The organism is uncultured Kushneria sp. (assembly GCF_947497025.1).
Classification (GTDB): Bacteria; Pseudomonadota; Gammaproteobacteria; order Pseudomonadales; family Halomonadaceae; genus Kushneria.
In genome coordinates this window covers 24,817-40,927 of the sequence record NZ_CANMFC010000003.1, presented here as the reverse complement: position 1 = coordinate 40,927, position 16,111 = coordinate 24,817, and the positions used below count along the sequence as shown (strand labels likewise).

The 16,111-nt window shown below is 58.8% G+C and carries 8 protein-coding genes and 1 pseudogene; 3 read left to right on the top strand and 6 right to left on the bottom strand.

Annotated elements, in window-relative coordinates:
- Window positions 1-158 precede the first annotated feature (158 nt).
- From Q0931_RS05970 to Q0931_RS05960, 3 genes are all read right to left on the bottom strand, one after another.
- Entirely contained in the window at window positions 159-1,883 is a 1,725-nt protein-coding gene (locus Q0931_RS05970; RefSeq protein ID WP_299258271.1) for a DEAD/DEAH box helicase, read from the bottom strand.
- A 481-nt stretch (window positions 1,884-2,364) separates the two neighbouring features.
- On the bottom strand, window positions 2,365-3,375 hold the full coding sequence (locus Q0931_RS05965; RefSeq protein WP_299258270.1) for a glutathione S-transferase family protein: 1,011 nt from the start codon (window positions 3,373-3,375) through the stop codon (window positions 2,365-2,367).
- Between the two features lie 120 nt (window positions 3,376-3,495).
- Entirely contained in the window at window positions 3,496-4,377 is an 882-nt protein-coding gene (locus tag Q0931_RS05960) for a LysR family transcriptional regulator (RefSeq protein ID WP_299258269.1), read from the bottom strand.
- Between the two features lie 760 nt (window positions 4,378-5,137).
- Here Q0931_RS05960 and Q0931_RS05955 point away from each other — a divergent pair.
- Window positions 5,138-6,754 (top strand): peptidoglycan DD-metalloendopeptidase family protein, encoded by a 1,617-nt coding sequence (locus Q0931_RS05955; protein ID WP_299258268.1) that lies wholly within the window; start codon window positions 5,138-5,140, stop codon window positions 6,752-6,754.
- A gap of 87 nt (window positions 6,755-6,841) precedes the next feature.
- Here the strand turns inward: Q0931_RS05955 and Q0931_RS05950 are convergent, their stop codons facing one another.
- Together Q0931_RS05950 and Q0931_RS05945 are read right to left on the bottom strand one after the other, a co-directional pair.
- The gene (locus Q0931_RS05950; RefSeq protein ID WP_299258266.1) at window positions 6,842-8,380 is read right to left on the bottom strand and encodes an efflux transporter outer membrane subunit; all 1,539 of its coding nucleotides are present in this window, start codon (window positions 8,378-8,380) and stop codon (window positions 6,842-6,844) included.
- Between the two features lie 26 nt (window positions 8,381-8,406).
- Complete coding sequence (locus Q0931_RS05945; protein WP_299258264.1) at window positions 8,407-10,206, bottom strand: DUF748 domain-containing protein; 1,800 nt, start codon at window positions 10,204-10,206, stop codon at window positions 8,407-8,409.
- Between the two features lie 455 nt (window positions 10,207-10,661).
- Between Q0931_RS05945 and Q0931_RS05940 the strand changes: the two genes are divergently transcribed.
- On the top strand, window positions 10,662-11,030 hold the full coding sequence (locus Q0931_RS05940; RefSeq protein WP_299258262.1) for a hypothetical protein: 369 nt from the start codon (window positions 10,662-10,664) through the stop codon (window positions 11,028-11,030).
- Between the two features lie 13 nt (window positions 11,031-11,043).
- Window positions 11,044-12,891: pseudogene (locus tag Q0931_RS05935) on the top strand (ABC transporter ATP-binding protein).
- Between the two features lie 67 nt (window positions 12,892-12,958).
- On the opposite strand, the gene Q0931_RS05930 reads toward Q0931_RS05935, so the two are convergent.
- A complete protein-coding gene (locus Q0931_RS05930; RefSeq protein ID WP_299258260.1) occupies window positions 12,959-15,691 on the bottom strand; it encodes a nitrate reductase in 2,733 nt (910 codons plus the stop codon).
- Window positions 15,692-16,111 lie beyond the last annotated feature (420 nt).

Here is a 16,111-nt window from a genome sequence, read left to right as displayed (position 1 = left end):
GTAGACAACGCCCGTGATGGCGTGCCACCGCCATGAACCTGCCTTTTCCTGACGCACCACGAGACCCGGCATACAAAAAGGCCCCCTGCCGATGGGCAGGGGGCCTTTCGTCATGCCTGTCATGCTGGTGCGCCTGTCAGCGCACCAGCATCACGACCTCAGGAGGCCTGCTGGCGACGATCATCACGACGCGGACGCTCGGTGCGGCCTTCGCTCTGACCGCCTTCAGGGCGACCGCTGTCCTTGCTGATCTCGAGCGGACGGCCACCGACACGCGCACGTGCCATCTTGGCCAGCACGGTCTCGGGCAGGCTGGTGGGCAGCTCGACGAGGCTGTGCGTCTGGCGAATGTCGATGCGACCGATACGGGCACCTTCGATGCCGCCTTCATTGGCCAGTGCACCGACCAGCTGTCCCGGCTTGATGTTGTCGCGATGGCCGACGGCCAGGCGATAACGGGTCATGCCTTCTGTCGAACCACCCTGACGACGCGGCGCCCGGCGCTCACCACCCTTCTCCGGACGATCGCCACGCTCAGGACGTTCGCTACGCGGATTGGACTTCGGCAGCGAGCGAATCGGCGGCTCACCGGCACGGGCCAGGCTTGCAAAGACGCAGGCCAGATCGATCGGATCGATCCCCTCTTCCAGCAGTGATTCGACCATCGCACGCTGATGCTCATGACCACGCTCGAGCATGGCTTCGGCACGTGCCTTGAACTTCTCGTCACGATGCGCACGCATGGTCTTCTCGTCAGGAAGCTCCATGACTTCGATTTTCTGGCCGGTGGCCTGTTCGAGCCAGCGGATCTTGCGCACTTCACGACCACCGGCAAAGGTGATTGCTGTGCCTTCACGCCCGGCACGGCCGGTACGGCCGATACGGTGGATGTAGGCTTCGGTATCGTGGGGCATGTCAAAGTTGATGACGTGCGTAATACGCGGCACATCGAGACCACGGGCGGCAACGTCGGTAGCCACCAGCACGTCGACCTTGCCCTTTTTCAGACGCTGTACGGTACGCTCACGCAGGCTCTGATCGAGATCACCGGACAGCGGTGCCGCGGCGATACCACGGGCGACCAGCTGATCGACCAGCGTGGTACAGGAGGCACGAGTTCGCACGAAGACGATGGCAGCATCAACGGCCTCGACTTCGATAATTCGGGCCAGGGCTTCAATCTTGGCCGGGCCTTCGACGCGACACAGGCGCTGCTGAATGGTGGTGGTGGCCGCACGCGCTTCAATCTGCACGGTAATCGGGTCAACCAGATAGCGGCTGACGATGCGCGAAATTTCCGGCGGCAGCGTGGCGGAGAAGAACACGCGCTGTGCATCGGTCGGGGTGTCCTTGAGAACGCGCTTGACGTCATCAATGAAGCCCATGCGAAGCATTTCATCGGCTTCGTCAAGTACCAGCGCATTCAGGCCGGTCAGGCTGAGCGAACCGCGGTCCAGATGGTCAATGACGCGACCCGGCGTACCCACGACGATCTGGCCGCCACTTTTCAGGCCGCGCATCTGTTCGCGGTAGTCCTGACCACCGCACAGCGTCACGACCTCAAGACCCTTGATGTTCTGACCGTAACGGCTGAAGGCCACGGCAACCTGCTGGGCGAGTTCGCGTGTCGGAGCCAGTACCAGCACCTGCGGTTCGCGGCGCTCAAGATCAAGTTTGGAGAGCAGCGGCAGGGCAAAGGCTGCCGTTTTGCCGGTGCCGGTCTGCGCCTGACCCAAAAGGTCAGCGCCTTCCAGAAGCGATGGAATGGTCTGCGCCTGAATGGGAGACGGTGTTTCGTAGCCCAGAGATACAAGAGATTCGAGAACAGCAGGCAGCAGCGCCATGTCACCGAAAGTCGGCGAGGCAACGGAAGTAGAAGTCATGTCACACCTTATAAGCCGGCATTGGGCCGGCGGGGGAAAATGTCTGGTCGGGAGACACTCATCGGACGATAAACATGTCGGATGGTTCCCGGACCGGTCGCACTCGTATCGTCACGATTTGTCCGCACAACAGGCGAACAAACGACGACATCCGTGGCATGTGGCGACCGTTATTGCATCTGGGCAACACGTCATACGCGGCGACCGACAGGTCGTGGCAGTCACTGCCGTCGTATGGTGCCCAATGCTCCATCGATGCGTGGGCGCTATGGCGCCTTGGAGAATCGTCCCCTACGCAACGGCAGTCTCAATGGGGGCGAATCAGCAGAGATGGCAGGGTCTTCACAAGCGAGGTGGACATAATATATCACAGCCCGGCCGGTAGTGCACGCCGGAAGTCGAAGACATGCCAAATGACAGGGCGCCATCATGTCGATGGCCCCTGATGATGTAGATTATTCGCGGTGCCTCATGGGGCCGTTTATTCGCGACCGTGCTGCCAGATGCCCTTGCCGGGCAAACGCTCGCGATCGTGCGGCCGGGCAAAATCAAGCTCGGGACCCAGCGGCACAATGGCGTTGGGATTGATTCCCGGATGGCTGCCATAGTAATGGCGCTTGATGTGCGCCATGTTGACGGTCTCGGCCATCTCCGGCCATTGATAGAGTTCACGCAGATAGTTCGAGAGTGCCGGGTAATCCTCAATGCGGCGAAGATTGCACTTGAAGTGGCTGTAATAGACGCTGTCAAAGCGGACAAGCGTTGTAAAAAGGCGGATATCGGCTTCGGTCAGATACTCACCGGCCAGATAACGGCGCTCGCCGAGCAGGGCTTCCAGCCGATCAAGCGTTTCGAAAAGCGCTGCGACATGTTTTTCATATACTTTCTGCTCGGTAGCAAACCCGGCCTTGTAGACACCGTTGTTGACCCGGTCGTATACCTCATCATTGAGATGATCGATCTCGTCACGCAGTGGCGCGGGATACAGGTCAAGATGATTGCCGGTCAGCTCATCAAACGCCGTATTGAAGATACGCATCAGATCGGCAGATTCATTGTTGACGATGCGCGAGGTTTTCTTGTCCCACAGAACGGGAACGGTGACACGCCCCGTGTAGTGCGGGTCCGTCAACGTATAAAGCTGATAGTGGCGACGCACACCATTGACCGGATCCCCGCTTGATCCTTCATCGAGTTCGTACGTCCAGCCCTCATCCAGCATGAACGGGCTGGTGATGGAAACACCCATCAAACCGGACAGCCCTTTCAGGCGACGCATGATCAGCGCACGATGCGCCCACGGACAGGCCAGCGAGACATAAAGATGAAAACGATTGCTGCCGGCGCTGACGCTTTTCTGCCCATCCGGGCCCGGGTCACCATCAGGTGTCACCCAGTCACGCAGCTTTGCCGACTCGCGAATAAACTCGCCGTTATTGCCTTTGGTGTCATACCAGCGGTCTACCCACTGCCCTTCGACCAGTAAACCCATGACAGTCTCCTTGCCCGGATCAAGCCCTCTCCGGGAAATGCATGTTCGGGCCGTGAGAATAGTCGCTCCTGACACCGTTGACACCCCAATCGGCAGGCGCCCTGCCCCGCTTTTAAAACATCAGGCACGAAACTCAAGACGCAACGCTTCGGCCATGGCCTGAACGGCGGGCCCCGCGCCCTCTACATCATTGATATACAGGGAGAGCGGCACTTCCCGGATGCCACCGGCCTGCAACGGCAGCGCCTTGAGCTGTCCATTGTCCAGCAGTGGCTGAACACGGGGCTGCGATACCCAGGCAAATCCCAGCCCACGGGCCAGAATATCCAGACAGGTCGCGACATGAGAGACCGTCCAGCGCTGCTCGGCCTTGAGCCAGCCACTATCGTTTTGTTCGCGCAGACCGGAATCTCGCGTCACGATCTGACGGTGCTGTCGAAGATCGCGCAGATCCAGCGGTCGATTCAGCTGATGCAGCGCATGATCGGGGTGCGCCACGGCGATGAAGCGGATAGCACCCAAAAGCTCGCCCAGATAGCCCGGCACCGGTAAACCGCAGATCAAAAGATCCACGCGATTGTCCAGCAACATCTCTATCCCACCGTTGAGCACCGCCTCATGAAGCTGAATCCGCGTATGCGGATACCGGGCAGAAAAACGGCCAAGGGCATAACACAATGTTTCAGGCCCGAGAATCTGGTCGATGGCGATGGAGATCTCGGCCTCAAGCCCTCTCGAAAGGCTGTCTGCAACGGCTTCAAGGGTATCGGCACTTTCCAGCAGTTGACGTGCCCGGCGCAACAGCATCTCTCCCGACTCGGTCAGGCGTAGCTGTCGACCGCTGGTATCAAGCAGCTGCACGCCCAGCTGGGTTTCAAGCTTGTGAACGGCATGATTGATACTGGAGGGGCTTTTATGGATCGCTTCTGCAGCACGCACGAAGCCACCATGATCCACCACTGCTGCCAGCATTTTCCATTGAACCAGCGTGACTCGAGACATGTTACATCCTGTCAACTCAAGAAGGCATCGATAGGTTTTATAGTGTTGATTCGCTCAATTCTGCACTGAAAAATTCTTTCCAATCATGCAGCTAAATGCCTCGATCGGCACAATTCCAGTCACTGGCAGTATATGATATATAAATCATATATGGCATAAAAAAGAATATTAAAGCTCTTTTTAACACAACAAAAGACTACAATTCGGATTAAATAAGCGCTTAATACTTCTTTTAAATTTATTCAAACGGGTGGTCATTTTTAAAAAAATGACGTTATTTTTTCGAACCATATTTCTTGAAAAAAACTCACTATTTAAATGAATGATGCACAAAGAGGGCGTTACCTGCACTTCAGGATCAGCACCAATGCTGTTCATACATCCAGTATTAACCGGCCATAATAGATACGTCTTCTACAGCCATATAAAGGTGCATCACGAGGCGTCAGCACGACAGCCGTGCGGCGGCGGCAGGAAAAGACATGATAGCCAGGTATGTCATACCTCTAATCCAAAGAATTATTCTTGTACAATGATTTCACAATGACCTGCGACCAATCACGAGGGTGTACAGGGCGTATTAACCTGCAATAAAGGTGGCCAATTAATGGTATTCGCACTAGGCATATCATTGACCTTGAGGTAAGGTAATCCGGCCTTTATCCCTTTTATCTATCTGTATACGGCGCTCACAATCATGTTGCGAATTTTTAGTTCGCTACCCCGCACGCACAGGCTCTTATTGTTACCGGTTACCGCCATGGTTGGCGTGTTGGGTGCGCACCAGCTTTACCAGAATACGAACACCTCGGCTGCGACCGATGCCACGGTCGCAGAATTTCAGCAGGCAGCACAGCCCATTAGTGTCGCCCTTGCGGCCAAACAGGAACAGGCGCGCGCTTTCAGCCAGCCAACGCATCTCGAGATTGCCGGTGCACTGGCGCTGGCGACGCCTGCAACAGAACGTGCTATCAACACCGGTCAACTTAACGTCAAACAGGCGCTGGCCGTGGCTTCCAACCTCTCTGCCATGAATGCCGGAGCAGTGCTGGGTAACGATCTCGTCACCGATAATGACGAGATGGCCATTGCCCGCGCAGATCATGTCACGGGCATGGGTAACGGTCTGAGCGGTCATACGTCCTATGTCGATAACTTCAACGACGACACCGGTGATTACACCGATTCAGACGATGAAAGCCTCAACGGTCAGTTTTCCCTGAGCAGCCAGATCGAGACTCGTGAGCCCTATACGCCCGAATGGCAGACCTACAAGGTTCAAAAGGGCGATACCTTTGCAGAGCTTGCAGAGCACAGCCTTGGGCTGGGTTACAGTGAAGTACTCAAACTCATTAATGACTCGCCTGACAAGAAAACGCTGACCAGCCTTCGTGTCGGCAACGAGCTGGATTACAAAGTCGACAAGGACGGCCACCTGCTGGCGCTGCGCGTCATGCAGAATACGCGCCGCGGCTATCTGTTCGAGCGCGACAGCGCCGATGAAAGCTTTGGCGTCAATGCCATTGAACGTACCGGTGAGGCCACACAGCGGCTCTTCGCCGGCACGGTCAGTGGCAGCTTCGGTTCGTCGGCACGTGCCACCGGCCTTTCCGGCGGAGAAGTGGCCGAGTTGATTTCGGTGTTGAGCAAAAAGCTCAACTTCAGCCGCTCGGCCCGCGATGGCGACAGGTTTCAGGTACTGGTCGAGTCGGACGTGATCGATGGCAAGCCCTTTGACTCCCGCATCCTGGCGGCTCATTACGAAGGTCGCGACGATCTCACTATCGTGCGTCATGATGGCAATTACTACACGCCCGATGGCAAGGGTCTCGATCCGGCTTTCAATCGCTATCCCTTCAAGGGGCACTACCGTATCAGTTCGCCGTTCAACCTCAAGCGCCACCATCCGATCACCGGGCGGATATCGCCCCACAAGGGCACCGACTTTGCGATGCCGGTCGGCAGCACGGTGCGCGCGCCGGCCGATGGTCGTGTCACGAAAGTGGTCAGCCATCCGCTGGCGGGCAAATATATCGTGATCACACACGATAACGGCTACCAGACCCGCTATTTGCACCTTTCTCGTCCCGAGGTCAAACCCGGTCAGCGTGTGAAGATGGGGCAGGAAATTGCCAAATCGGGCAATACCGGCCGCAGCACCGGTGCGCATCTACACTATGAGATCATCGCCAATGGCTCTCAGGTCAATGCCATGCGCGTCAAGCTGCCGGGCGGACGGTCGCTGAGTGGCCAGGAACTGGCAAGCTTCAAGACCGAGTCAAAAGAGCTTCTGGCCAAACTTGAAAATGCCGACAACCGTCGTGCTGTCGCTCAGGTTCGTCATGATGACAAGAAGGATAAGGACGACGAGTCCTGATCATCTACCTCGTCCCATGATGTACCACCATAAAAAACGCCCCTTTACGGGGCGTTTTTTTGTTGGCGGCCTTTCTCAAAAACCAGCTCAGGAATCCGATTGATCAGGAGACCTGCCTGTGGTCTGTGGATTGGGCGCATGTGGGTAGCCTCCAGAAGCATGCGGTACATCAAGCCCCGCATGGAAACCGCCGCCCAGCGCCTGCACCAGCTGAATCGAGGTATCCACCAGCTGGCTGTTCAAGCTCACCAGCGACTGCTGGGCATTAAGCAGCTGCTGTTGGGTACTCAATACCTGTAGATAGTTGGTAATGCCTGCCTGAAAACGCTCGAGCGCCAGATCAAAGGCCTGCTGGGCGTTATCGCGCGCCCTTTCAAGCGATCGCTGCTGACGATTCAGTGACTGTACGGACGTAATGGTATCGGCGACGGTACCCAGCGCCGAGATCACGGTCTGATTATACCGGGCCACGGCCAGATCATAATCTGCCTCGGTGCTGTCCAGATTGGCCCGAAGACGCCCACCCTCAAAGATCGGCAATGACAGCGCCGGGGAAACACTCCAGCTTTTGGCCGACTCCGAAAAGAAATAGCTGCCCAGCCGCGAACTGAAACCGGCCATCGCACTCAGATTGAGATTGGGATAAAACTGCGCCTTGTCCGCCTTGATCTGCTGGGTCTGGGACTCCACCCGCCAACGCGCCGCGACCACATCCGGACGCCGCCCGACCAGCTCGGCCGGCACGACCGAAGGCAGCGACAACAGGGCCGGGGACAGCGGCCGGGGCCGCTCGATGTCAAAACCGCGATCGGGCCCCTTGCCCAGCAGCACGCCCAGCGAAATTCGATCGCTTCGAACAGCCTGCTGCGCCGATTCCAGTGACTGTTGTGCCGTGGATACGCTGGAGCGTGACTGCAGCCGCGCCGACTGATCGCTCAGACCGGCCTGCTGAAGCTGCTGATTGGTCTTGTCGATGGTTTGCGCCCGCTCAAGCTGCTGCCGGGCGATGTCCAGCAGAGCGTAATCGCCTGCCAGCTGGACATAGGCCCGGGCCACATTGACCGACAGCGTCAACGCGGCCTCGTGCAGATCGATCTCTGTGGCCCGCGCCTCACCCAGTGCCGCCGACCAGGCCGCACGACGCCCGCCCCAGAGGTCGACATCGTAGCTGAAGTTCGATGACAGCCCCCGGGTCGTACTGTAGATATTGCCCAGCCCCTGGGGGTCATCGACTTCAGAGACCCGCGAGCGCGATATGGTGGCAGAACCATCCACTGTCGGCAGCCGCTCGGCACCCGCCTGACCAACGGCCGCATTGGCCGAACGCAGGCGTGCCAGGGCCACGTCCATATCGGGGGAATCTGCCAACGCTTCCTGAATCAGGGCCTCCAGATGCGGATCGCCCAGCGTGTTCCACCACTGGCGATCCGGCCAGTTGGCCGAGGAGATGGTGACATCCTTCACTGCCTGAAGGGCCGATAGCCGATTGAGCGACACCATTTCGCCCCTGGGCTCGATGCCCTCATAACTGGCGCACCCGCTTATCAGCGCGACAAGCAGAAGCCCTGTAGCACCGGGTCGTACACCATCTCTCCACCGGAGCCACTGTCCGTTATCCGTTTTCATGCCGCCTTCATATCCTTGTCCAGCACTCAATCATCGCCTGGCTCGGTGGCCACCTGCGACAGAGGGCCCTCGTCGTAGCCCCCGGAAGCCTTGCCTGCAGCAGCATCGCGATCGTCGTCGCCGTTGATCATGGCATCAAGCGTGTCGATGGGCGATGTCACCATGTTCTCCAGCGCCTCGCCGACCACCTGCCAGACCACCTCACTGACATTGATACCCGCGCCTTCTACCGACGCATTGATGGGAATATCAAGATCGATCACACCCTCATCACCCTTTAATACGCCAATCAGCTTTTTCAGCGGCAGGGAGGTATCTCCTTCAGGCACCTCCTCCCCCAGATCCAGCTCGCGCAGGACCACATGGTTATCGGCATCAAGATGGCCATTACGAAGCCGGTAGCGTAGATCAAGATCTGCCGTACCCTGCTCGATCCTGTATCCACCAAAGCGCTGGATATAGGGAGCAAAGCGTTCAAGCGGCAGGCGGTCGACCACCAGATGCATTACCCCCGAAGGCGCAGCGGCATTGAACTTCCCTTCGATGATGACTGGCGTTCGCTGGCTCTCAAGCCCCTTGAAGGAGTAGCTGGTCGACGTGTCGCGGCGTGTATCAAAGTCCTCCATGGTGCCCTTGAGGGAATCGATACTCAGGGCCACCTTCGGCGACATGTTACGATCCTCAAAATTGAAGGCGCCATCGGAAACCTCCATATGACCCAGCGCAAACGCCATACCACTGCCCTGCTGCGAACCGTCCTGCTGCGAACCGTCCTGTTGCGAATGGTTTTGTGACGAGTCCTCCTGCTGCGAATCATTTTGCTTCGCGCTGTCTTCCTGTGCAGAAGCATCATCCGACTGCAGGCCCAGCGATGTCGTGAGATTGAAATCGCCCTGCTCATCGATGACGGCCATCATGTTTGACCCCGACATGGACAGACGATCGGCGCGCAGATGATCACCGGTCAGCAGGTCCATGCCCGTAAGCCTTGCCTGATCCACGCTGAACAACGGACGCTGACGACCATCAAGCAGAGACACCGAACGGGTGGTCAAATTCCCCTGCCACTGCACCTGTCCCTGTCTTGCCTCACCAAAGGCGAGCTCACCCTCCCCACTCAGCGTCCCCTTGTCGATCTGTACTGCACTCATCTGCGAAAGCCATGGATTGATCAAATCAAGCCCGATCTGCTGGCCTTCCATCTGAAGATCACCGGTCAGGGGGCTCACACCAAACTGCCCCCTGGCACTGAGCTGGCCGCGATTCAGGGTACCTGTCGCCTGTCCCTGCATGGGGGAAGGGTTTTGACTGTCATAACCTTCAAGCGTGAGCGCCAGATCGGTCACCGACAGCTGCGTTGACGGGGATTGAGCCTGATTGACCCAGTCAATCCGACCCTGATGCGTCGTGATGCGATCAATGCTCAGCGCTGTACTCTCGCCGCCGCCGTCATCACCACCGAGCTGCGCGATATTGAGTTCACCTTCAGGGGTCTGGACCAGATGCAGGCGAGGGCCGTTCAGGTCTATACGCTTGATATGAATGCCTGACTGCCAAAGCGTCCGCCACGCCAGTGTCATCTCGCCCTCATTAACATGAATGATCGGCGTCTCACCATCACCGATGTTCAACTCGGATAGTGACGCCGTTGCCGTAAAGGGATTGAAGCTCAGATGACTCATCGTGACAGGTTGACCGGTCGTCTCTCCAAGCTTGTCGACCGCCCAGCTTTTCAGTGCCCAGGGTCCGGCAAAATAGATGCTGCCGGCCACAACCACGACAATACCAGCAGTAATGCTCCAGCCTCTGCGATGCCCGACAGCCATGACCTATGCTCCTGCGTCGTTGAAAAAGCGGCGTATGGGCGCGAAGAAAATAGCCCGTGCGTTGTGACGGGTCTTTGATACCGCTGTGGTGATGAGGATAGCATGCCAGCGCATAATGCCGGCCCCCGGAGGCCGCTTGCGCACAGGATATTCGCACACGCATGCTTACCCAGCGGCGATCGAAAATAATTGGTGGCCTGCCAATATGGCAATGTCCAGGGAACGTCGTGTTCTCGTTCGTTACTCCAGATGTCACCTCAGACCAGCTTTATGGGGTTGTTGCACTCGCTCTGACACATTACAAACGCCGACTGCATTCCTTCAGATCCGGTAGCATGACGACATATTGATTCATGACTGTCAGTCTTTGACGTGTTTTTGTCACAAAATGCACTAAAATCATTGATGGACATATATGGGGGCATGATGCGCCCGGCAAAAGTGAGCGTGACATTATGATCAGTCTGCTATGGATAGCATTTCTTGCCATTACCCTGGGTGGCTACGGGCTATGGCGAGGGTTTTCACGCGATATCTGCCTGTCCGTGATGTTGATTGCCCTGGGGGTTGCGGCCGGAGCACTGATCATTATCAGCAGCATGGCCAGTCTCTTGATGGCCGGCGTGGCAGTAATCGCAAGTCTCGGCGTATGCATACGAGAAGGCATGCGCGAGATACCGGCCCCCCGCCAGGGGCGCGCCAGGCGCCAGCCGATCAGGCCGTTTGTGCCCTCATTAACCCATCTCTGGCAGGGCAATGTCAGAATGCGCCGTGCCCCGCGTCAGGGTGCTACACCCCGCAAGCGTTCACGTCAGACCTTCTAATGGCCGTTTGATCATGTCCCTTTCTTGCCTTAAACATCGCCTGGCCGCCGCGCCGGGCGATTTTTTCAATGTCTTTCGCTATACCCTGCGTGCGCTGGTGCTGGTCTGGCAGACCTCGCGTCTGATGATGCTAGGGCTTGCGCTGGCAACGCTGGTGGCCGGAGTTTTGCCGGCCGTGGTGGCCTGGGTGGGTCAGCTGATCGTGGACGGCGTGGTGCAGGCAATGGCAATCTACCCTGATCAAATCGGGGATTTACAGACCGCACTATCCCCGGTGCTGTCTCTGGTCATTGTAGAGGGCGCCCTGATTGCATTGATGTCACTGGCGCAGCGAGCGCTGGATGCTCAACAGTCGCTGCTGCGCGCGCAGCTTGGTCAGAAGGTCAACGTCATGCTGCTTGAAAAGGCCGGTGAGCTGTCGCTTTCGCAGTTCGAGGACTCCGAGATTTATGACCGTCTGACCCGCGCCCGCCGGGAAGCCTCGACGCGGCCGCTGTTGCTGGTCACCCGAACCTTTGCGCTATTGCAAAACGTCATTTCGCTGGCGAGCTTCAGCGTGCTGCTGGTGCAGTTCTCCCCCTGGGCGCTGCTGATTATCGTGGCCGGTGCCCTGCCCGTCTTTGTGTCCGAAGCCAGATTCTCCGGCGAGGCCTTTCGCCTTTTTCGCTGGCGTTCACCGCAGATGCGCGAGCAGCGCTATCTGGAAACTCTGCTGGCGCGCGAGGACAGCATCAAGGAGGTCAAGCTCTACGGGCTGGAGCGCCTTTTTCTGTCCCGCTACCGCGCCATCTTCGACAACCTCTACAGTGAAGAGCGCCGCCTGACGCTCAGGCGCACGCTGTGGGGTTTTCTGCTGGGGCTTCTGGGCACGCTGACCTTTTACGCCGCCTACGGCTGGGTGGTGTTCGAGACCATTATCGGCACCCTGACGCTGGGCCAGATGACCATGTATCTACTGGTATTCAAGCAAAGCTAGGGAGCACTATCGGCCAGTCTTACGGCCGTCAGCGGCATGTTCGAGGACAATCTCTATCTCTCCAATCTTTATGAGTTTCTTGAGCAGCCTACCGAGCGGGAAACCGGCACCCTGACCAAAGGCGAGTTACCCGACGACGGCATACGCTTTGAAAACGTGGGGTTTGCCTACCCGGGTGGCGAACAGGTACTCGATGACATTTCGCTGCACCTGCCACCCGGTCAGAGTCTGGCACTGGTCGGCGAGAACGGCTCCGGCAAGACCACCCTGATCAAGCTGCTGACCCGACTCTACCACCCGAGCTGCGGGCGCATTCTGCTCGATGGCAGTGACCTGCGTGATTGGGACACTCAGATACTACGCCAGCGGATCGGCGTTATTTTCCAGGACTTCGTACGCTATCAGCTGTCCGTGGGCGAAAACCTGGGCGTCGGCGATACCCACGCCTTTGAGGATGAGAGACGCTGGCAGGCAGCAGCGCAACGCGGGTTGGCCGATGACTTCATCAGCCGCCTGCCCTCGGGCTATCACACCCAGCTCGGACGCTGGTTCAAGGATGGTCAGGAACTGTCCGGCGGCCAGTGGCAAAAAATCGCCCTCTCCAGAGCCTGGATGCGCGAAAGCGCCGATATTCTGGTCCTTGATGAACCCACCGCCGCCATGGACGCGGCCGCAGAAGCGGCTGTCTTCAACCGCTTTCGCGACCACAGCCGACATCAGACCTCGATTCTGATCTCACATCGTTTCTCGACGGTCAGAAGTGCCGATGTGATCGTGGTCATGGCGCGCGGACGCATTATCGAGCGCGGCAGCCACAACGAACTGATGGCCAACGGCGACCGCTACGCCGAGCTTTTCGAGTTACAGGCCGCAGGCTATCGCTGAGGCAGAAAATGAAGCGTCCTGCTGACAAAGGGCAGCGCATCCGATCGGTTGGCAAGCTCAAGCCTGTTCAGACCGTCTCGCGAGCTGCCCCTTCCTGCACGGTATTCTGCGCCTGCGGTGTCTTTAAAAGCGCGCGCAATTCGGGAATACAGGAGCCGCACTGGGTGCCGCAGGACAGCCGCTCCCCCAGCGCTTCAACGCTTTTACAGCCACCGGCAATGGCGCGGTTGATGGTTTTCTCTCCCACCTGATGGCAGCTGCATACCGTGGCTCCGGCATCTTCACCGCTCGCCGCCCGGCCGGCGAGCAGCCGACGACGCTGCGGGGGGGCAAGGGTTTCAAGCGCAAAGCACCCATCCAGCCAGCCAACATCGCCCAGCATCGGGTTGAGCATGCCGACCGGCGCCACCGCCAGCCACCAGACAAGCCTGCCTTCATGCAGGCACGCCGCGCGAAAGTGGCCGCATCCATCATCTTCACTCCAGAGCGTGGGTGCCTGACCCAGCGTGCGTGCGCACCACAACGCCCAGTCCTCTGTCTCGTTGCCCACCATCTGAAAGCGCTGAGCATGAGCCTGCGGGACGCGCACCCACCAGTCGCTCTCATCCAAAGGCGCCCGCGCGTCACCTCCCAATAGCAGACAGGCCTCCCACTGCGCAGCAATGGGTGACAGCGCCACCCGGCCCTGCTTGGATTCGGGCTGACCAGAGATCGGATCGCAGACAGCCTCGATCAGCGCCGACGCCCGCCCCTGATGGGCAAACTGATCGTTCCAGTGAATGGGAATGAAAAGCGATCCCTGCGGCTGGGCGGTAGTGACGCGCACGCGGCCAAAATACTCGCCCAGCCTATTATGCAGCCGGGCGATCTGACCGTTTTGCGTCCCTGACGCGCGCGCATCCTCGGGATGCACCTCGATAAAGGGCTCGCTTCGGTGATGCATGAGCCGCGAGGCACGTGCCGTCCGGGTCATGGTGTGCCACTGATCACGAATACGGCCGGTATTGAGCACAAGCCCCGTCTCGCTGGTGGGCTGCTGAAGCGTGGCGCGGGAAGAGACCGCGATCAGTCTTGCCCGGCCGTTGGCGGTCATGAAGCGAGCGTTCTCGAACAGCCGCGCCGTACCATGCGGGGCTCTCGCATTGACCGGCCACTGAATCGGTGCGAGCCCGTCATAGCGAGCGCGATCCAGCCCGGCCAACCCGGAAATATCGAACAGCCGATAGCCCGTCTCCGGCGTGGCCTGCGGGTCGTTTTCAAAGCCCGACAGCCGGGCGTGCTCGTCAAAGATTTCGTGCACGCTGGTGTAGTCGAAGGCCTCACCAAAGCCCATGCGACGAGCCACCTCGCAGATGATCCACCAGTCGTGTCGTGCTTCGCCCGGGGGCGGCAGGATCCCGCGCTGGCGTGAGATGCGCCGCTCGGAGTTGGTGACGGTGCCGTCCTTTTCTGCCCAGCCGCTGGCCGGCAGGATGATGTCGGCATGCTCCAGGGTGTCGTTGTGGGCCATGCACTCGGAGACGATCACCAGCGGGCACTTCTGGAGCGCAGCGCGTACCCGGTTGGCATCCGGCAGGCTGACCAGCGGATTGGTAGCCATGATCCACAGCGCCTGAATCTCGCCGCGCTCGATCGCCTCGATCAGCGCCAGCGCCTTGTGACCGGGACCCTCGGGCAGCGCGAGCACAAGTCCCGGGGTGGTCCAGAATCGAGTGACGCGATCCAGTGCGCCGGGCGTGTGGTAATCCATGTGCGCCGCCAGCTGGTGGGCCAGTCCGCCGACTTCACGTCCGCCCATGGCATTGGGCTGTCCGGTAATCGAGAAGGGCCCTGCCCCCGGCAGGCCGATGCTGCCGCCGGCCAGATGACAGTTGATGATCGCATTGACCCGGTCGGTACCGCTGCTCGACTGGTTAATGCCCTGCGAATAAAGCGTGACCACATGCAACTGAGTGGCAAACCAGTAGTAGAAGGTTTCCAGCCGCTCGGCATCGACGCCGCAGAGCTCGGCGGCGGTCTCGATATCCGGCGCCTCCTGCTGCGCGGCGGCCAGCGTCTCATCAAACCCTTCGGTATGCTGCTCGATAAAATCACGATCCAGCTTTTCCCTGCAGGCCATATAGCTCAACAGGCCGTTGAAGAGCGCAATGTCACTGCCCGGGCTGATCTGCAAAAAGAGATCGGCAAGCTCGCAGGTGTCGGTGACCCGCGGATCGATCACCACGATCTGCATCAGGGGGTTTCGGCGTTTGGCCGCGCACAGACGCTGATAGAGCACCGGATGGTTCCAGGCCAGATTGCTGCCGGTCAGCACTACCAACTCTGCTTCTTCCAGATCCTCATAGCAGCAGGGCACGGCGTCCGCCCCGAAGGCGCGCTTGTAGCCCGCCACTGCCGAGGCCATGCACAGCCGGGAATTGGTATCCACGTGCGGGGTGCCGACAAAGCCCTTGAAGAACTTGTTGGCGAGGTAATAGTCCTCGGTCAAAAGCTGCCCCGAGAGATACCCTGCAATGGCGCCACCGCCATGACGCGCCCGAATGTCTTTCAGACGTGCGGCAACCTCGCCGAGCGCCCTCTCCCAGCTGACCTCAAGACCGTCGATACGAGGGTGCGTGAGCCGCCCATCGTGACCCAGCGTTTCCGCCAGCGCCGCCCCCTTGACGCAGAGTCGGCCCTGATTGGCCGGATGTGCCGGATCGCCGGTCACGCCGACAAGGGTGTCACAACGGCCCGTGTCGTGTTCGGCCACAACGCCGCAGCCGACCCCGCAGTACGGGCAGGTGGTGTTCTTTTCCATAACGCTCCTCTACGGCAGGCGGCTGCCCTGATCCAGCCGAACATCCCTGTCCCAGGCTTTTGCCACGCCCCGACTCATCACTGCTTTTGATCAACAGTTTCTATTAATGAGAAAAAACCTGACGTCCGTCAAAAGGGGCGCGGCCACTATTGACAGTCTGAACCACTGATAACCTGAATCAGCAATATTCGGGCCATGAAATGAGTTTTGTCGTGACAGCAGGACGCTGACATTCACCAGCCTCACATTCTGATGACCAATGCACCAAAAGATGGCCACTCCGGCATCGTGCTGCACTGCGATGGCACCCTGATGGCATTCCGACGGCACCCTGCTGGTGAATCCGCAGTCGATTCTTGCCCACTGTCGGCGCATATGATCCTGAAAAGGATTGAAATCAAAGGACTCCCACGCCTTTGG

What these genes read in the sequence shown, in the direction of transcription:
- Q0931_RS05950 (WP_299258266.1), bottom strand. Translation starts at nt 8,380, where the DNA reads ATGAAAACGGATAACGGACAGTGGCTCCGGTGGAGAGATGGTGTACGA.
- Q0931_RS05955 (WP_299258268.1), top strand. Translation starts at nt 5,138, where the DNA reads ATGGTTGGCGTGTTGGGTGCGCACCAGCTTTACCAGAATACGAACACC.
- Q0931_RS05930 (WP_299258260.1), bottom strand. Translation starts at nt 15,691, where the DNA reads ATGGAAAAGAACACCACCTGCCCGTACTGCGGGGTCGGCTGCGGCGTT.
- Q0931_RS05960 (WP_299258269.1), bottom strand. Translation starts at nt 4,377, where the DNA reads ATGTCTCGAGTCACGCTGGTTCAATGGAAAATGCTGGCAGCAGTGGTG.
- Q0931_RS05945 (WP_299258264.1), bottom strand. Translation starts at nt 10,206, where the DNA reads ATGGCTGTCGGGCATCGCAGAGGCTGGAGCATTACTGCTGGTATTGTC.
- Q0931_RS05970 (WP_299258271.1), bottom strand. Translation starts at nt 1,883, where the DNA reads ATGACTTCTACTTCCGTTGCCTCGCCGACTTTCGGTGACATGGCGCTG.
- Q0931_RS05940 (WP_299258262.1), top strand. Translation starts at nt 10,662, where the DNA reads ATGATCAGTCTGCTATGGATAGCATTTCTTGCCATTACCCTGGGTGGC.
- Q0931_RS05965 (WP_299258270.1), bottom strand. Translation starts at nt 3,375, where the DNA reads ATGGGTTTACTGGTCGAAGGGCAGTGGGTAGACCGCTGGTATGACACC.